Annotated in this window: 21 protein-coding genes and 1 pseudogene; 16 read left to right on the top strand and 6 right to left on the bottom strand. The window is 43.8% G+C overall.

The features are described from left to right. Nucleotides 1-36: 36 nt before the first annotated feature. The 4 genes from L4B77_RS12810 to L4B77_RS12795 form a co-directional block, all read right to left on the bottom strand. On the bottom strand, nt 37-1,179 hold the full coding sequence (locus L4B77_RS12810) for a sugar diacid recognition domain-containing protein (RefSeq protein WP_429750860.1): 1,143 nt from the start codon (nt 1,177-1,179) through the stop codon (nt 37-39). Between the two features lie 212 nt (nt 1,180-1,391). Then, entirely contained in the window at nt 1,392-2,618 is a 1,227-nt protein-coding gene (gene gltS, locus L4B77_RS12805) for a sodium/glutamate symporter (RefSeq protein WP_429750858.1), read from the bottom strand. 314 nt (nt 2,619-2,932) lie between these two features. Continuing rightward, entirely contained in the window at nt 2,933-3,289 is a 357-nt protein-coding gene (locus L4B77_RS12800) for a YibL family ribosome-associated protein (protein ID WP_261840425.1), read from the bottom strand. Nucleotides 3,290-3,488: 199 nt separating this feature from the next. Beyond that, nucleotides 3,489-3,875, bottom strand: a complete 387-nt coding sequence (locus L4B77_RS12795) for a tautomerase family protein (RefSeq protein ID WP_261840426.1) — start codon at nt 3,873-3,875, stop codon at nt 3,489-3,491. Between the two features lie 276 nt (nt 3,876-4,151). On the opposite strand from L4B77_RS12795, the gene L4B77_RS12790 reads away from it, so the two are divergent. The 15 genes and pseudogenes from L4B77_RS12790 to L4B77_RS12720 all read left to right on the top strand — a co-directional run bounded on the left by L4B77_RS12790 (nt 4,152) and on the right by L4B77_RS12720 (nt 15,922). Continuing rightward, complete coding sequence (locus tag L4B77_RS12790; protein WP_261840427.1) at nt 4,152-4,772, top strand: LON peptidase substrate-binding domain-containing protein; 621 nt, start codon at nt 4,152-4,154, stop codon at nt 4,770-4,772. A gap of 110 nt (nt 4,773-4,882) precedes the next feature. Then, on the top strand, nt 4,883-5,530 hold the full coding sequence (locus tag L4B77_RS12785; RefSeq protein WP_261840428.1) for a sigma-70 family RNA polymerase sigma factor: 648 nt from the start codon (nt 4,883-4,885) through the stop codon (nt 5,528-5,530). Then, the gene (locus L4B77_RS12780) at nt 5,523-6,239 is read left to right on the top strand and encodes a ChrR family anti-sigma-E factor (RefSeq protein WP_429750854.1); all 717 of its coding nucleotides are present in this window, start codon (nt 5,523-5,525) and stop codon (nt 6,237-6,239) included. Before L4B77_RS12785 ends, L4B77_RS12780 begins: the two co-directional genes overlap by 8 nt. A gap of 174 nt (nt 6,240-6,413) precedes the next feature. After that, entirely contained in the window at nt 6,414-7,361 is a 948-nt protein-coding gene (locus L4B77_RS12775; RefSeq protein WP_261840430.1) for a YbgA family protein, read from the top strand. Then, complete coding sequence (gene phrB, locus L4B77_RS12770) at nt 7,358-8,788, top strand: deoxyribodipyrimidine photo-lyase (RefSeq protein ID WP_372040400.1); 1,431 nt, start codon at nt 7,358-7,360, stop codon at nt 8,786-8,788. Before L4B77_RS12775 ends, phrB begins: the two co-directional genes overlap by 4 nt. Nucleotides 8,789-8,802: 14 nt before the next feature. Further along, complete coding sequence (locus L4B77_RS12765; protein ID WP_429750851.1) at nt 8,803-9,234, top strand: nuclear transport factor 2 family protein; 432 nt, start codon at nt 8,803-8,805, stop codon at nt 9,232-9,234. Further along, nucleotides 9,234-9,965 (top strand): SDR family NAD(P)-dependent oxidoreductase, encoded by a 732-nt coding sequence (locus L4B77_RS12760; RefSeq protein WP_429750849.1) that lies wholly within the window; start codon nt 9,234-9,236, stop codon nt 9,963-9,965. The genes L4B77_RS12765 and L4B77_RS12760 overlap by 1 nt, the downstream gene beginning before the upstream one ends. Nucleotides 9,966-9,967: 2 nt before the next feature. Then, entirely contained in the window at nt 9,968-11,239 is a 1,272-nt protein-coding gene (locus L4B77_RS12755; protein WP_429750847.1) for an NAD(P)/FAD-dependent oxidoreductase, read from the top strand. Continuing rightward, nucleotides 11,236-12,042: a DUF1365 domain-containing protein gene (locus L4B77_RS12750; RefSeq protein WP_261840435.1), complete on the top strand. Its 807-nt coding sequence runs from the start codon at nt 11,236-11,238 to the stop codon at nt 12,040-12,042. Before L4B77_RS12755 ends, L4B77_RS12750 begins: the two co-directional genes overlap by 4 nt. A gap of 105 nt (nt 12,043-12,147) precedes the next feature. After that, nucleotides 12,148-13,428, top strand: a complete 1,281-nt coding sequence (locus tag L4B77_RS12745; RefSeq protein WP_429750845.1) for a class I SAM-dependent methyltransferase — start codon at nt 12,148-12,150, stop codon at nt 13,426-13,428. Then, a pseudogene (locus L4B77_RS12740) lies at nt 13,406-13,929 on the top strand (DUF2878 domain-containing protein). Before L4B77_RS12745 ends, L4B77_RS12740 begins: the two are co-directional and overlap by 23 nt. 3 nt (nt 13,930-13,932) lie before the next feature. Next, the gene (locus L4B77_RS12735) at nt 13,933-14,508 is read left to right on the top strand and encodes a chalcone isomerase family protein (RefSeq protein ID WP_372065253.1); all 576 of its coding nucleotides are present in this window, start codon (nt 13,933-13,935) and stop codon (nt 14,506-14,508) included. Next, nucleotides 14,505-15,047, top strand: coding sequence for a DUF3833 domain-containing protein (locus L4B77_RS12730; protein WP_429750843.1), 543 nt, complete (start codon nt 14,505-14,507; stop codon nt 15,045-15,047). The genes L4B77_RS12735 and L4B77_RS12730 overlap by 4 nt, the downstream gene beginning before the upstream one ends. Nucleotides 15,048-15,287: 240 nt before the next feature. Continuing rightward, nucleotides 15,288-15,551, top strand: a complete 264-nt coding sequence (locus L4B77_RS12725; protein ID WP_429750841.1) for a DNA polymerase III subunit epsilon — start codon at nt 15,288-15,290, stop codon at nt 15,549-15,551. A 131-nt stretch (nt 15,552-15,682) separates the two neighbouring features. Further along, nucleotides 15,683-15,922 carry an RNA recognition motif domain-containing protein gene (locus L4B77_RS12720; RefSeq protein ID WP_261840440.1) on the top strand — a complete coding sequence of 80 codons (240 nt, stop codon included), beginning with the start codon at nt 15,683-15,685 and terminating at the stop codon, nt 15,920-15,922. Between the two features lie 136 nt (nt 15,923-16,058). Here the strand turns inward: L4B77_RS12720 and L4B77_RS12715 are convergent, their stop codons facing one another. Together L4B77_RS12715 and L4B77_RS12710 are read right to left on the bottom strand one after the other, a co-directional pair. After that, a complete protein-coding gene (locus tag L4B77_RS12715) occupies nt 16,059-16,403 on the bottom strand; it encodes a ribosome recycling factor family protein (protein ID WP_261840441.1) in 345 nt (114 codons plus the stop codon). A 92-nt stretch (nt 16,404-16,495) separates the two neighbouring features. Beyond that, nucleotides 16,496-17,431 (bottom strand): LysR family transcriptional regulator, encoded by a 936-nt coding sequence (locus L4B77_RS12710; protein WP_429750838.1) that lies wholly within the window; start codon nt 17,429-17,431, stop codon nt 16,496-16,498. Between the two features lie 118 nt (nt 17,432-17,549). Between L4B77_RS12710 and L4B77_RS12705 the strand changes: the two genes are divergently transcribed. Beyond that, nucleotides 17,550-18,233, top strand: coding sequence for an SDR family oxidoreductase (locus L4B77_RS12705; protein WP_261840443.1), 684 nt, complete (start codon nt 17,550-17,552; stop codon nt 18,231-18,233). The last annotated feature ends 76 nt before the right edge of the window (nt 18,234-18,309 follow it).

Here is an 18,309-nt window from a genome sequence, read left to right as displayed (position 1 = left end):
TATTTACTGTGCAATTGAACAATAGCATTGTTCAATTTAAGTATATGCCCCCCCTAAATAAAGTTGAATTATAGAGTCTAACTTATTGATATCTAAGGATGTTACTTTGGATATCTTTTCAAGCCGGTAACGGAGTGTATTCCGGTGAATATGGAGTAACTCGCAAGTTTGATGCAAATCACAGTTTTGTTCGAAATACACCTTAAGGGTTTTCGCCAGTGTGCCTTTATCATCTTTCTGCAACAGTTTTTGATACGGCGCTGAAAGCTGTTGATATCGCCATTGCTCATTTTTCACATTACTGAGTAGTACCGGCAATTTATAATCTTCATAAAAAAAGACTTGGCCTATTCTGTCTTTCGTCAGTTCCATGGTCAGTTTTGCCGTTTGGTATGAGGTAGCGAGCCCAGGCAATGACGGGAAATAATCCCCCACAGCAATACGAATAGTAAACTTACCTTGCTTTTTTACACGGCGAAGCAGCTTGTTTATCCGCTTTATTTCTAACTCTTTAGACCAACCTGTCGCCGTAAGAGTTATCGGTTTTAAAACCACCACCTTGCGCTGTGAAACAGAGATGATACCGACCAAATTATCGCGCTGAGGGTATTCAAGTAAGTGCACCAATTCTTGCAAGCTTTCTAAAGACAAAGCAGTTTTTCGTTCAGGAATGATTTGAACAACTGTTGCAACTCTTGGCTGGGTAAGATCTAATTGAAGTCGATCGGCAATATCCGTCAGTTGATCTTCATTTAATGCCCCGCCCTTAATCAGCTGCAAAACCAGTTCTTCTCGATGACGCTTATCCCATTGAATCTGTGACATGAGGGAGGCTTGTTCAATGATGAGTTCAGCGGTCATCTTAACCAATTCACCATAGCTCCGAACTTGTTCAGGAAACCCAGAAATACCAACCACACCGATCACCTCATCTTGATAAAGGATCGGTAAATTTATTCCTGGTTTTACCCCTTTCAAATTTTCAGCGGTTCCAGTATCAATTTCGACAATTCGCTTTTCGTTAATCGCTAAGACTGCTCCTTCATGCTTTTGATGCAAGCGAGAGGGATCTCCCGAGCCGATAATTCTCCCTCTCTCATCCATAACATTGATGGAGTACGAAATAATTTTCATCGTTCGCTCAACGATTTGTCGAGCAATAGTCTCATTTAACTGCATAAAAGTGCCAACATAAGCTTAATCAATGGTTAAGAAGTACCGTCGGATAATAGCATTAACCCATATTCATGAGGGAGATGCTTTTTCATTACACCCCTTATGATTGCGGTATCACGTCACAAACCATACCTTAAAACCTGCCGACCACAGATAAATAGAAAAGCCAGTCAATTTTTGACTGGCTTTAAAAATCGGTATTGGTTTATTTAAAATTAACCGATAAACGAAATATACCCTTGTAGGATARTCAGGTTAACAATATCAATGAAGAATGCACCCACAATTGGCACAACCATAAAGGCCTGCGGTGAGGGGCCATATCGGTTAACTAAAGATCCCATGTTCATTACTGCTGTTGGTGTTGCACCTAAGCCAAAGCCACAGTGCCCCCCTACCATTACCGCCGCATCGTAGTTAGACCCCATCACTTTAAAGGTAACAAAATAAGAGAAGAGACCTAACACCACAGACTGAATACCAAGAATCACTAAAAACGGAATCGCGAGATCAAAGATATTCCATAATTTCAGGCTCATTAACGCCATTGCCAAGAATAATGATAACGACACAGTACCAAGGATATCGACCGTTTCGCTGTCGATTTTATGCAGTTTAGTCACTTCAAAAACATTCGTAATGAATACCCCAATAAAAAGAGCGTAAACAAAGTCAGGTATCATTAACCAAGATATTTCAAAAGTCGCGACCCACTGCTCTAGGTATTTTGCACCGGTGACACAGATAAGTAAGATAAACAAGACTTCAATGACCTTCTTCGCCGTCACTTTATCTTCTTCATATTCATTGTAAGTCACGAGCTCAGGAAAACGTTCATGCGTTTGTGTGCCAGTGCCGTATTCAGATTCAAGGTTGTTCTTATCAATCAGCTTTTGAGCCACAGGGCTGCCGATGATGCCGCCAATAATCAAGCCGAAAGTGGCTGAAGCCATTGCAATTTCGAGAGTATTAGCAATGCCAAATGTGTCAGTAAACGTTTGTGACCATGCAGCACCAGTGCCGTGACCGCCGGATAACGTGATAGACCCAGCAATCAACCCCATCAGAGGGTCAAGACCAAGAGCCGTGGCCAGTGTCACACCGACACCATTCTGAATAATGATGTAAACCGAAGCGACCCCTAAAAACAAAAACACCTTTGCGCCGCCCTTTAGCAATTGAGTATAGTTAGCCGCCAAGCCAACAGTCGCAAAGAACATCAACATAAACGTGTTCTGCAATGGTAACGAAAACGCTAGATCAACGCCGTTAAAATGCAGAGCGGTAATAGCAAAAGCGACAATTAAGCCGCCGACGATCGGTTCAGGGATATTGTACTTTTTAAGAACCGGTAGCTTTGCATTGACAAAATGACCTAGAAACAAAACGCTAATCGCGATTAAGAAAGATTCTAGTGGCCCTATTGAAATTAATTGATTCATATAACCTCTATTTTTTTACATGCTCATCGTCCCTAATGAGTCTGGTTTTGTCTGTAATTATGTGTGCTGATCTACCTGTAACTATGGAAAGGGGTGAGAAATTGTCGATGAGAAAACCAACACATTACTGCGATCACTTCGTATCATGTTAGTGGTACGTTAACTTTTAAGAGAAAACGACAGTTTTGTGACTACCATCTATCTCCTAAACACATAAACCGACAGCAGTAACACGGTTGATCAATCTCTTTCTGAAAACCTAAAAAAGCAAAAAGGAGCTATTGCTAGCTCCTTTTTATTACCATCGCTGGTAATTAGAATTTTTTCGGGGCATACCCTGTCATCACTTCAATACGAAGTTCTTTACCAATTTTCGTCATTGGGTGAACAATCACTAATCCTTTTACAGACTTTTTCAATTTACCCATATCCGCTTGCTCTGCTTTTGTGATTTCACGGCTAAACGGCATATCAATCAGAGATTTACGCTCTTGATTTACATCAAAGCTTTGTTTGTGTTTAAGCTGGGCAATTTTTTTGGTTAGCTTCTTAATCTCATCTTCAAATTGACGAACAACAGGACGATCATTACGAGTTTTAGCAGCCGCTAACTTGTTGCGACACTTGTCTAGACGGTTGTTAATTTGTTGAAGTTCGTTTTTAACACTCATAATAATTTCCTAAGATTAAACAAGCCAATTCGGATGGGGGCGCGGAGTATAGCACAAGGCTTTACCCGAACCGAAATTTATCTGACAGATAGCCGATAGAATGAAACATAAACGGAATGGGTTATCTCAACCATTAACGAATAAAATACACCGCAGAAACCATGGGCAAATGACCATTAGAAATTCTTAGCCTGTCATCTTAAACTTTCACTTTATACTTGAGGTCTTGAGCCTCATCACCCGTCATGCCTCGGAACCCCCAACAGTGCGATGGTTGCTCTTTAATGGTGATTTCAATATCAATGGGAGAGATAGCCAACTGCTTTTCTATTTCAGAAAATATTTTTTTTATTAGCCGTTTTTTGGTATTCACCGCTCGACCTTCCATCATATTGATCTCAATGACAGTATAAGCGTCTGTTCTTCCTTCTGGGTAAAAGAAATCATCTCTTTCCAACGGCACAAATCGATGTGCTCGTTTATCATCAGGCAAACCCAACTCACTGTTTAAGCACTGCTGCAACACATTAGAGAGCAGCAACTTAATAGGATTCAAGCACTCTTTGATACCATAAATAACAATCATGACCATTCCTTTGATGCGATGTTAACTATAGAAAAACGTCGAATAGAAGCCCCCTTTGGCGACGACCCATTCGCTTACTATTTGTAGATATATTACCTAATGAAGCGCATGAGAAAAGGTAAAAACAATGAATTTATGAACAGGTGCAACAAAATACCTATCCCTATTTTTTTTATCTCGATACACATCAGCGAAACAACCAGGGCAGCAAGTTGATCGAACCTCAAAAATTGCCCGTATATCTGTTCAAATCACATTTAAATTAAGGAGGGCTATGTGTCGAACTCACCTCGGAAGTGCACATGGACGAAAACCGAATCAGGAACACCCATCGCGTCTTCTCATGAACTCGCCGTGTTTCCCCTTCCTATTTTCCTGTTACCCGGAGGCCGACAAAGACTGAGAATTTTTGAACCCAAATACCTTGCTATGGTCGCGAATGCCGCACAAGGAGAGGGCTTCATCCTTGCCACTCAGCACAATACTCGCTCAGAACAACTCAGTGATTGGGGAACAAAAGTCTCTATTGTCGATTTCAACATGGCTGATGATCACATTTTGGAAATCGACGTCGAAGGCCAAGAGCTTGTCCAACTTCATTCATCATACCGATCGCAGGATGGGCTGATAAAAAGTAGCTTCAGCGCACAGCCTCACTGGCCACAACTTCACTACAAAGTCCCGAAAGTATTCGCGGCGTTCTTAGTGCAACTGTTTCGTGATCACGACGCAATCAGGAAGCTCTACCCAACACCGAACTTTGAGAACTCACAATGGATATGCGCTAGGTTGCTAGAAATGATGCCTATCCCTCTGGAAAAGAAAACAGAATTTACGAAGCCGACCAGCTTTCCATCTTTAGTTCCTTTTTTGAATCAAATAATTACGGGGCAATAAACACTTTTATTCACTATAGTTTTGTATAGTAGAAACTATTTTAATGAAAAGTGATCCCTCGCCTCATTGCTCACGTAATGCCAGTCAAATTCAAACAATGGTGATTGGCTATGCAAGTGGAAAGCAGAAGTGTAGGGAGCGGCAAGGAGCACGTCATTATCCCTGACAACAAATTACCAACGGACTCAAAAGTGCCCAAAGAGCTCTCTAGCTGGCTGATTTTGGTGGGTACGGACCGAGACAAGCAGGCCTTTACCTACTTGTTCAAATTCTTTGCGCCGAAGATAAAACGTTTTGGTATTAATAAGCTCGGCGGAGAAGCGGCGGCGAATGAGCTCGTCCAGGACACCATGACCAATGTCTGGAAGAAAGCGCACCTCTACAACCAAGAGAAAGGCGCCGCAACAACTTGGGTTTACACTGTGATGCGAAATGCCGCCTTCGACATGCTACGTAAGGTGAAAGCAAAAGCAGAACAAACGATCGCCGATGATATTTGGCCAATCGACGCGATGGTCGCTGAAACTCAGAATGAAGAGTTACCTTTTGGTGATCATTTAATGAGTCGTCACGTAATGACTCAAATAGAGAAGCTTCCATTGGCTCAGAAAACCATCGTCAAAGGTGTGTATTTTCAAGAGCTCTCTCAAGAACAGCTCGCACAACAACTCGGCGTTCCACTTGGAACCGTAAAATCGCGACTAAGACTCGCTTTAGCTAAACTCAAGGTTCACATGGGGGAACAAAGCCATGATTAAACATCACCCAAACGCGACAATGTTAAAAGGCTTCGTCGAGGGCACACTTGCTGATTCTGTCTCTCTAATAGTCTCCAGTCACATCGAACTGTGTGAACATTGTCAGCAACACGTGGATCAATTAACCCTCCAAGCAGCCAATGTCGTTTTTAACGAAGACCAAACCATTGATGATGCTTTCTTTGAAGAACATTTACTGTCCGATGACGATCCGACCTTAAACAATGGCCTGTTTGAAAACATCGAGTTTGACTTGGACGCGATCGACAAAATTACGGCTGATACGTCTCGGTCAATCGAGATAGCGCCTGAAGTTAAGAAAGTGACCATTGCAGACACGACATTCACTGTCCCTCGCGCCCTGCATTCCGTCGCGAGAAAAGATTGGGTGAATTTAGGGAAGATTTCTCGATCAAGACTCGATTTTGATGACGAAACCCACCACACCAGTTTGCTGCATATCGGCAAAGATGGACAAATCCCTTGTCATACCCACAAAGGCTTCGAGATCACACTGCTTTTAGAAGGCAGCTTCGAAGACGAAATGGGCGTTTATAACAAAGGCGATTTCATTTGGTTAGATGGAAAGCACACGCATCAACCATCGACGAAAGAAGGCTGCGTATGTTTAACGGTTTCGAGTGATGCGCTTTACTTCACAAAAGGAATGAGTCAACTATTCAATCCATTAGGGAAATATATCTATTAACTCAGTTGCACCCTATAAATATACAGGATGACATGAAGTCATCCTGTAAATCGTTGAGGCTTGTTATTTAGAATATTAACGATGGTGAGCTTTAAAACACACTCGGCTCTGTAAACACAGTGGGTAACGTTGTAATACAGAAAATAACTCAAAGCGAGAGCAAAGGAGTGAGCAATGGTAAATAAAATTAAAATCGGCATCAGCGCGTGTGTGGCAGGACATAAAGTACGTTTCGATACAGGTCATAAGCGCTCACGCTTTTGTACAGACGATCTTGCCGATTACGTCGAGTTAGAGCCCGTATGTCCAGAAATGGCCATCGGCCTCCCAACACCTCGCCCAACCATTCGCCAAACCAGGATGTTAGACGACATCATCCATGTATCTCGACCAGATGGTTCCGGCGATGTGACTGACGAACTGATCGAGTTTGGACAAAACTACGCCAAGACGAATCCGCACATCGCTGGCTTCATTGTTTGTCAAAAAAGTCCTACCTGCGGTATGGAACGCGTAAAGGTTTACCACCACCATGGTCGTGGCTCGGAATCAACTGGTGTTGGCATGTTCACTCAACAAATTATGAGCGCCAACCCTTTGTTGCCGGTTGAGGAAAATGGTCGCCTCAACGACCCTATTTTGCGCGAAAATTTCATGACCCGAGTCTTTACCTACCAAAAATGGCTCGATCTGATCGACGAGGGCGTGACCAAACATAAACTGATTCAATTCCACAGTGCTCACAAGTATTTGGTGATGTGTCACCACGTTGAGGGCTACAAGAACTTAGGTAAACTACTCGCTGGCAACGAACTTGAAATTGATGAATTAGCAAACCAATACATCGAAGGCTTGATGACGGCCTTGTCCCACCATGCGAATCGCGGTAGCCACGCCAACACATTGCATCATTTACAAGGTTACTTTAAGAAACAGTTGAGTAGCGCCCACAAACAAGAGCTTACCAACCAGATCGCCTCATTTAGAGAAGGGGTTGTCCCATTATTGGTTCCCTTAACGCTCATTAATCACTACTTGATGGAGTACCCAAACGAGTATCTAGAGTCACAGGTTTACCTCAACCCTCATCCACAAGAGCTTAAACTGAGATATGGCTATTGAACGATATTTTATGGATAAGACGAGACCTGCGAATCCACGATAATCCAGCGCTCGTCGCGGCTGTTGAAAACGGCGTTACAATCGCCGTTTTTATTTCCACTCCGCAACAATGGCGGCAACATCATCTTGCACCAATAAAAGCCGATTTCATCTATCGTCATTTAACACAACTTGAACAGCAGCTCGCTGCATTTGGGATTACCCTACTGCACCTGAAAGCGACCGACTTTAATGACCAATCCGAGAAGTTGACTCACCTTTACAAACAGATCGGTGCTCAGTGTGTTTACGCAAACTCAGAGCCTGAGGTTGATGAACAAGCTCGCGATCATAAGTTGATTTCAAGCGGCCTAAACCTGAAGATCAGCAATTGTGACGTTATGCTGCCACTCGGTAGTGTTCTCAACAAACAAGGCGAAATGTTCAAAGTCTTTACGCCCTTTAAGAACGCGTGGCTAAAAGAAGTTCAGGTGAAAGGCATCATCTGCAGCCCTGCTCCTGTTGTGCCCGTTAAGCTTCAACAAACTCAGCGTTCACAAGCACAGCTTCCTGACAACTTAAAAGCCTTAACCCTCTCCGCTGACTACGATTTCGATTTTCCTCGTGTTGATTCAAGTCGCTGGCCATTAAGCCAAGATGTATTAGGCAATGTGATCCCCAACTTCTTAAGCTATAAAGTCAATGACTACGCGCGTCTGAGAGATATACCCTCAGTTAAAGGAACATCAGGGCTATCGCCTTATTTAGCGATTGGCGCAGTGAGCCCGCGTTGGTTAGCAATTCAATTGATTCAGCAACAACCCGATCTGTTATTTGATACGCAATTACCGGCCTTTTGTTGGCTCAATGAATTGATTTGGCGAGATTTTTATAAGCATTTGATGTTCCACCATCCTAAACTGGTTAAAGGGGCGAACTTTCAGCAAAAATACAATGGTTTAGATTGGTATCACGATCATCCTAGCTTCAAAGCTTGGTGCGAAGGAAAAACCGGCTATCCATTGGTTGATGCAGCAATGCGTCAACTGGTTGAAACGGGTTGGATGCACAACCGGCTAAGAATGGTCGTGGCAAGCTTCCTAACCAAGCATCTGCTTATTGACTGGCGTTGGGGTGAACGTTTCTTTATGTCGCACCTTATCGACGGTGACTTTAGTGCCAACAATGGTGGCTGGCAGTGGGCTTCAAGTACTGGCTGTGATGCTCAACCTTACTTCCGAATTTTCAATCCAATCACCCAGAGTGAAAAGTTTGATCCAAAAGGCATTTTTATTCGTAAGTACATACCAGAGCTGCAAAAAATCCCGGATAAGCATGTGCACTTTCCACATGACTATATCGCTAAAAACGGAATAGACAGCGAATACTGGCAACCCATCGTTGAGCACAAAGAAGCACGATTGAGAGCCTTAGCCTTCTTCAAATAATTAGAGTGAATATTATGGATAACTCTCTCTGGCTTGATAACTTTCTCAACCTGTATCGAGCACTCGGAACCGACAATTTTGACGTGCTTAAAACGGTTTATCACCCTGATATTGAATTCCAAGATCCGCTGCATCACGTCAGCGGCATTGATGCCTTAACCCATTACTTTGACAATATTTATACCCAAGTAACCAGCTGTCACTTTCATATTGAACACGCCTTTCAAACGAATAACGAGGCATCGGTATACTGGACTATGCAGTTTTCTCACAAGCAGCTGAATGGCCAAAAGCCAATCGAAGTGCAAGGGCATAGCCATTTAAAAATGCTCGACGATCAAGTGGTCTACCATAGAGATTACCTCGACGTCGGTGCGATGCTGTACGAACACATTCCAGTGTTAGGTTGTGCGATAAAATCCATCAAAAAGAGAGCGAGTCGATAATGCGTATTATGATCACAGGCGCGACCTCAGGTATCGGCCAATCCTTAGCTAAAGATTACGCTCAGCAAGGGCATCAGGTGATTGCTTGTGGCCGTAACCCAGACAAGCTACAAGCCTTGGTTGATTCTCATGAAACAGACATCGCGCATTCATCCATTACGCCGCTCTGTTTCGATCTGACCGATTACCACAATTTCCCAGAACTCGACCAAGACAAACCGCTCGATCTGCTGATTTTAAATGCCGGTGATTGTGAATACATCGACGACCCATTGAATTTTGATGCCGAGCTTTTCGAGCGCGTCATCAACATCAACCTAGTTTCCATTGGCTACGCGCTTAAGTCTTGGCTTAAGAACATCAAGCCCGGCGGTCGATTAGTCTTAGTCAGCTCGAGCGCCAGCTTTTTACCTTTACCTAGAGCCGAAGCTTATGGCGCTTCAAAGGCAGCCCTTACCTACTTAGGCAGAACTCTTTCGGTTGATCTGGCAACGCACAATATTCATGTCTCAATTGTGCACCCTGGCTTTGTTGAAACGCCATTAACCGAGCGAAATACGTTCTCTATGCCTATGATTATTAGTAGTGAGGCTGCAACTCAGCGAATCGTCAATGGTATCGCTCAAGGAAAGAGTGAAATCGATTTCCCAAGACGATTCATTATGTTGATGAAGCTATTAAGAATGCTTCCAACTTCAGTTTGGCAAAAACTTGCTTCAAGGATGGTATAACAATGAAGAAAATCGCCATTATAGGTTCAGGCATTTCTGGACTGACTTGCGCACATATATTAGATAAACACCACGACGTAACAGTATTTGAAAAGAATGATTACGTGGGGGGACACACAGCAACCGTTGATATTGAACATCAAGGCTCGGCGTTTTCAATCGATACCGGTTTCATCGTATTCAACGATCGAACCTACCCAAACTTCAACCAGCTTCTGGAACAACTCGGTGTTGAAAGGCAACCGACAGAGATGAGCTTCAGCGTCCACAATACGACGACCAAGTTTGAATACAACGGCCACAGCATTAATTCGTTATTCGCGCAGAGGCGTAACCTCTTCAAACCTCAGTTTTGGTCTTTAGTGTCTGATATTCTTAAGTTCAACAAACTCTGTAAAGCGCAGTTCGAAAGCAATGAGTTCACACCGGATGTTACCTTGGGCCACTTCCTACGCGACAACCAGTTTTCCGATTTTTTCAGTCAACATTACATCCTGCCGATGGGCGCGGCTATTTGGTCGACAAGCTTGGAAGAGATGGAAGAGTTTGAGCTCAAGTTCTTCATCCAGTTTTTCTACAACCATGGATTGCTCGATATCGCGAACCGTCCTCAGTGGTATGTGATCCCAAAAGGATCGCGTTCTTATGTTGAAATCATCCTTTCACGCTTAAACAAACCTGTTGCACTCAATACATCGATTAAACAAGTGACTCGCCAAGAAACGAGTGTCACGATTGAATTTGAAGATGGCAGCACACAAGACTTCGACGAAGTAATCTTTGCTTGCCACTCAGACCAAGCCTTACGTCTGCTTGGTGATGCGACAGAACAAGAGCAACAGGTACTGGGCGAGATTCCATACAGCCGCAATGAAGTGGTTCTGCACACCGATACTCGCTTGTTACCCGACAGAAAGCTGGCATGGGCAAGCTGGAACTATATGTTAGATGGAAACAGTCAACGACCCGCTTGTGTGACTTACAACATGAACATCCTACAAGGCATAGAAAGCCAAGACACCTTCTGTGTCACCTTGAATCAAAGCGAAGCCATCGCCCCTGAAAAAATCATTCGCAGCTTTGTCTATCACCACCCGGTACTTAACTCGAACACGGTCGAAGCGCAACATAAGCGTGAGCAGATCTGTGGTAAAAACCAGACGCACTTTGTCGGTGCTTATTGGTATAACGGATTTCATGAAGACGGTGTCCACAGTGCACTCGATGTGACCAAACGCTTCGGTTTAGATCTGAGTACGAGTTCAGCGCTATGAACAGTCAAACCCTGAAACCCGAAATCGGGATTGCATCCGAAAAGAGTGAAGAACTCAGCGGTATCTATTGGGGTAACGTCAGACATCGCCGCTTTGGCGACATCACCCATGAGTTCAGCTATCAACTGTATATGATGGGACTCGATCTTGATGAGCTGCCCCAAACTACCGCGCGTAGTGCGCTGTTCGGAACTCGATGGTTCAACCCGATTCGCTTTGTGGAATCGGATTATCTCGCTGAAAAAAAAGAAAATGTCACCACAGATGAACCAAAATCCCTCAAGCAACGTATAGCTTCCAAAGTGCAACAACTTGGTGGGGTTTGGTCGGATTCAAACCGTGTGACGATGCTGGCTCAGTGCCGCTGTTTAGGCATCTATTTCAGCCCAATCAACTGTTTCTTCTGTTACGACGAAACTGGAGATTGTAAGTACATGTTGGCTGAAGTGAGTAACACGCCTTGGCGAGAAAGACACTACTATCTGATCGACATGCACCAAGAATTGAAGGTAAAAAAAGAGTTTCACGTTTCGCCGTTCATGGATTTGAATATGACCTATTTTTGGACGATTAAGCCACCAGCGAAGCGCACGTTAGTCCACATCGAAAGCCGCCGAGACGACAAGCTTTTCGATGCGACACTGGCTCTGACTAAACAGTCAGTAACCAAGACAAACATTAGACGAACGGTATTCAAGATTCCGGCGATGACGATAAAAGTCGTGATGGGAATTTATTATCAGGCGCTCAAATTATTCCTGAAAAAAGTACCGTTTGTGGCGCATCCAGACTCAACATCTTAAGCGCTTAAAACAGAAATCAATTCTAGCGTGGATTCGCTCCAACCAAGGAGCAGAACTCAGCTTAGTTGGCACAAAATATTAGAATGAGTTATCAGCGAGGTTTACATGGAACAGCTTGCCAAACAAAACAACAACATTGAACAACAAGCTAAAGCCGTTGCTGTTTCAAGCAACTGTAAATATCGAGCTTTAATCTTTAAGGTGTTAGAAAGCCTGCAATTCGCAACGCTTGAAATCATTGAGCGCGACCAGCATTCGGTGTTCGGCGATCGAGACGCAGACTTGAAAGGTCGAATCGTGATTCATGATGCGACCTTTTTTAGAGATGTGGTCATCAATGGCAGTATTGGGGCTTCCGAAGCCTACATTGATGGTAAATGGACCAGTCCAAATCTTACACGTGTGATTCAAATCATGGCTCGTAACCAAGCCCAATTGGATGAGCTTGATGACAAAACACAGTGGATTTCTCGCATCAAAAACCTCTTGCTTCGTCGTAAGAATGCCAACACCGAACAAGGCTCTAAGCGAAATATTCTTGCTCACTACGACATTGGTAATGAACTCTATGAGCGCTTCCTCGATAGCTCAATGCAGTATTCTTCCGCTATCTACAGCGAAGATGCAGAAACCTTGTCGAAGGCTCAACAAAACAAAATGAAAACCATCTGTGAGCGATTAGAGCTTTCGGAGAACGATAGCGTGGTCGAGATAGGCACCGGCTGGGGTGGCTTAGCCATCTTCATGGCACAACACTACGGTTGTCATGTCACCACAACCACCATTTCAGATGCTCAGCACGAGCTTGCGGAACAAAAAGTCAAAGCGCTTGGTTTAACCGACAAAATCACCCTACTTAAAGAGGATTATCGCAACCTCACGGGTGAGTATGACAAGTTAGTCTCTATCGAGATGATAGAAGCGGTCGGCCATGAATATCTCCAAACCTTCTTTGAGAAATGTTCTTCACTGTTGAAACCATCAGGCAAGATGCTGATTCAAGCGATTACTATTGCCGACAGCCGTTACGACAAATACCGTAAAGGCATCGACTTTATTCAGAAATACATCTTCCCTGGCGGCTGTTTACCGTCGGTTTCCGTGATGACCCAACACCTTGCGACTAGCACCGACCTCGTGGTTCAAGAAATTGATGATATTGGCCTGCACTACGCTCGAACGCTGAATGATTGGAACATCGCCTTTGAAAATAGTTGGGAAGAGTTAGAGTCTCTCGGCTATTCAGAAGAGTTTAAGCGCTTGTGGGTCTTCTACTTCTGCTACTGCGAAGGCGCATTCAAAGAGCGCGTGATCAGCACTCATCACTTAGTTGCTAGAAAACCTCGTTACTTTGGAGCAAAAGATGAAACGGTTTTGGATTATTAATCTCGTTCTGTTTCAAGCGACCTGGGTTTGCAGTGCATTCTTTACCGCACAAGCCTCGTTCATTACCCCACTGATCGTGGTGGTTCATTTTCTTCTCTCTCCAACTCGCAGTCACGACTTGAAAGTACTGTATTTATTACCGCTGGGGCTATTACTAGATAGCCTCATGCTTCACTTCGGTATCTTTGCCGCCGATTCTGAGATCGCCAACCAATCGTGGTTCCCGGTTTGGCTAATATGTCTTTGGATCATGTTTTTAATCAGTTTCAATCACAGCCTCAATTGGCTTTTAAAATGCTCGAAAGTGATCTTGTTTGTCATTGGGTTCGTAGCAGGTACTAGTAGTTATTGGGGGGGGGCATCAAAGCGGGCGCCCTTCTTACGACTTGGCCTGATGCATCGGTAGTCGCTGCCCTTGCAATAAGTTGGGGGATTTTGTTGCCCTTACTGGTGGCCGCCTACTCCAACTTAGTACAACCTAAAATGGCAATAACGAGGTGACTTATGGCTTATCCACGCAACCCGAGACAAACGTTCAAACCTGAGAGCGGTGTTGTTCGCACTCATCAGCAAACAAAAAACACACTGTTAAGCTTTATCACTCTCTCGTTATTTTTTGCTGCGCTGCTCTTTACCGGAAACACCAAAGCCTCTGTTGTCGATGATTTAAGCAAACGTGGGCAGGGTGAAATGAGTTACCTGTTTTGGACGCTCTACTCTGCAGAATTCTACGCGACACCAACCAACTCTGAACGAGCCTTAAAGCTTGAATACTACCGCTCTATCGATAGCAAAGACCTCGTAGACGCGACCGAAGATCAATGGAACAAGCTTGGCTACTCTAACAACAACATTCAACGCTGGTTGAAACCGCTCTACGAAATGTGGCCAAACGTTGAAGCAGGAAGCACACTCACAATCCGTATCGCTGAAGATAACGTAAGTCGTTTTTATTTCGATGAACGACCGATCGGCACTATCCAAGACAAACAATTCGGAGAAGCCTTTCTAGCGATTTGGCTATCAGAAAATACCTCTGAACCCAGTCTTCGTAAACAACTGTTAGGTTTGAACAAATGAATCCAAAAACAACAATAATAAAATTCGCTCTGGCACTTTTTTCACTCACTTGGCTAGTAGGCTGTGGATCAGCAAGTTTAGAAGACCATGTCGACACCACGCCTGAACTCAAGCTTGAAACCTTTTTTAACGGCGAGCTAATGGCCTATGGCATGGTGCTCGACCGCTCTGGTAACCTACTGCGCCGCTTTGATGCTAAGCTTATCGCCACTTGGGAGGGGGATAACGGACAAATCAAGGAATGGTTTTCCTTTGCTGATGGCGAGCGTTCTACCCGTGTATGGAACCTCATTAAAACAGGGGATAATACCTATTCCGGCACGGCTAACGACGTGATCGGCACCGCTTATGGTGAAACGAAAGGCTCTGCGCTTTATTGGAAATATAACCTTGAAATAGAAGTGGATGGCAGTACCTATGACGTCGTTTTAGATGATTGGATGTTTTTGATGGACGATAAACGACTGTTTAACAAGACAGAGATGTCCAAGTTCGGCTTTAAAGTCGGAGAGATCATTTTATACATCGAGAAGATTTGATTTAACTGCTGTTTCTGACTCTCAGTTTCAACATGATAGCCGCAGTACACAACCAAACAGCTCACAACGAAAATTGTGGGCTGTTTTATTGAATCTCTCAAATCACATATCTGCATGCTCAAGCCACTGTGCTAAGATGCGCCACCAGCATACAAATGGGCGAGACTGACACTAAGCAGTCCCTATTTGTTTCGCTAAGCGTAGATTCCCTACCATGAATAATTGAAAAGGCTTTAAAGCATGAGCAAGTTGACCTCAGCGGAGCGTAAAGCTCGCGACAATGAACGTTTCTCACAACGCGTAAACGACCGCAGAGAAAAGGGTGAAGACGTAGTTGCTTACGCACTGACCAACAAAAAAACTGTAAAATTCCTGACTAAGTCAGAGAAAAAACGTTTCAACGAAACGAGAGCGACTCTGCAAGAAGAGAAGCGAGTGAAAGAACAAGAAGAGCTTAACCGAATCGAAGACGCATTCACGATCAAACAGTTCGACGACGAATAACCACGTCTGATGACTCAAAAGCGCGGGCTCTGCGTAGTAAAACCAAGCAAGCGTGATCTCAAATTATTATGCCAGGGTGGGCACAAAAATGTGCGACAATGCCCAGCGTACATTCATATTCAAGGTTTATTATGAAACTTCTCGTTCGTAACCTATCGCGCTCTACATCTGAGCAAGACATCCGTGTGCTATTTTCTGAGTTCGGCTCAGTAAAAGAGTGCAGCCTAGTTTTAGACCAAGAAACTGGCGAATCTAAAGGCTTTGCTTTTGTTGAAATGCCAGAGCACGAAGAAGCTAAAGCGGCACTCAACAAGCTGAACATGACTAAGCTTGGCAAAAACACGATTCGTGTAAAAGTGGCTAACTCTTAATCGAGTAAACACTTTATAAGCCGTATGGTTTAGCAGCACAGATGATAAAGCCCGTAACGATATGACGTTTTCCAGCGCAATATCGTTACGGGCTTTTTGCTGATCGCGATTCTCTTTTTACACGGTTCGAATACGCCTACAGTCCTTCGTGTTCATCAATAGCACGTCTTGCTTCTGCCATTGAACATCCAGATTCCATCACCAGTTGAGCAACGGTCATTGAAGGTGTCGCGGCCAACAGAGATGCCAAACACACCACAGGTTTCGGCAGGACTTTGTCGATTGCAATGACTATCCAACCATCTTTCTCATGAGTTAACATCGTTTTAAATTCAATGAGTTGATGTTCTTGAGCGACCAGTAACCAATTACGTGAACGGCGAACTCGTTTCAACTGACATCCACATTCCGCAGCACTTGCCATCAGTTGACTTTTATCACTGACACGATGCACAAAACTATTCAATGGGACGCTAAACATATTTCCTTCCAATAGCTCACCAGATCTCTACTTTTATCTCTGTCCGTAATCTGGCTTTAAGTTACTAAGAGCGATGTGGCTATGGTGTTCGATTACCCTTCATTTGATTTTTCAACCAAGCAGTTAAACCTCTCGAAAAGAAAATCCAAAAACAAACGAATCCGCTTCGGCTGATACTTTTTACTGATGTATACCACGTTCAAATCGGCACTGGAGACGGAAGTGGAAGTATTGAAGTTCTTCATATAACCATTTAACAACGTCACTAAACGCCGATTGTTGATATCCCCTTGCACATCCAAAACCGATTTGAGAGCAATCCCCTCGCCTTGTAACGCCCAATAACGAATCACTTCACCGTCATCCGAAAATCGCTTAGGAACTACCGTTACAGCCTTCTTCATATCATGATCTTGGAAGTGCCAAGTCTTAAGTTCTTCGTTGCTGCGAAGCATCGCCAAACACGCATGATCAACCAAATCTTGAGGTTTAATGGGGGTACCATGTTTCACAAGATATTCTGGTGATGCACACAATACGCGTCGACTTGGTGACAAGCGTCTTGATATCAAACTGCTGTCGACCAACTCACCATAACGGAGCACAATATCCATTCCAGATTCTGCGATATTGGATAAGTGATCGTTCAAATACAAGTATGGAATAACGTCTGGATATTGCTTACAAAACTCCGACAAAATAGGGAGAATATATTGCTTACCAATGTCCTTTGGCGCTGCGATTTTTAACGGGCCTTTTACTTCCCTAACCCCATTTTGGATCAAGTTCTCAGCTTCACTAACGTTCTCGAGTATCTCAAGACACGCCTTATAATACAGCTCACCAGAATCGGTCAAAGACACATGTCTCGTGCTTCGGTTCAGCAACTTAACACCATATCGCTCTTCAAGTGCCTGAAGCCTTGTCGTCATAGTGGCAGGAGATAAACCCAATTCGCGTCCTGCTGCAGCCAATCCATGATGCTTAACGATACCCACAAACATTGTCATATCGGAAAATTTGTCCATTCTCATCTCCTACTATTTGAAAATTCCAAATAATGATTTCGCATTTTAACCAATTATCAAAATTATTTCGAATAAATATAATACCAACTATCAATAGAACAATGCAGGAATTCAGAATATGAAACATAACCATACCAAACAAAATAAAACAACCTTTGTCATTGTTGGTGGTACATCAGGTATCGGTAAAGCTTTAGCGATGCAACTGAAAAACGAAGACCACATCGTACACATTGCTAGCCGACATACCGGTCTGGATATCAGTGATGAAAAATCTATCTGTAATTACTTCGAATCGATTGGTGTCTTTGATCATTTAATCGTAACGGCTGGCTCATTTGCACCAGGTGGGAAAGTCACCGACGTTGCCACTGAGGATGCAAAAACGGCTTTTGACACCAAATTCTGGGGAAGCCTAAATGTTGCCAAACATGCTGCGCGTTATATCACTTCAAATGGCTCAATCACGCTAACAACCGGCATGCTATCTCGCAAAGTGGTTGCCGGTACGTACGTAAAAACAGCCATCAACGCCGCACTTGAAAGCGTGACTAAAATACTCGCGAAAGAGTTATCTCCAATTCGAGTCAACGCGGTAAGCCCGGGACTCACCATGACAGATGCATACAAAAACATGGACGATGCAGCTCGCGCAACTATGTACGATAACGCTAAACAACAGCTACCGGCGGGTAAGGTAGGAGAAGCTGAAGATATTGCAATGGGTTACCTATTTGCAATCAACAACCCATACGTAACAGGGTCTGTCATCGATATTGATGGCGGCGCGTTACTCGGGTAATCAGAACATTTTCCAAAAGAAACAAGAAGTAATCGTAAGGGCGTACATATCAACGCCCTCAACAAAAAACCACATT

Origin of the sequence: Vibrio minamisatsumaniensis, assembly GCF_050337445.1 — a bacterium.
Taxonomy (GTDB): domain Bacteria; phylum Pseudomonadota; class Gammaproteobacteria; order Enterobacterales; family Vibrionaceae; genus Vibrio; species Vibrio artabrorum.
The sequence above is the reverse complement of the archived record's forward strand: the minus strand, read 5'-3'. Positions and strand labels throughout refer to the sequence as shown.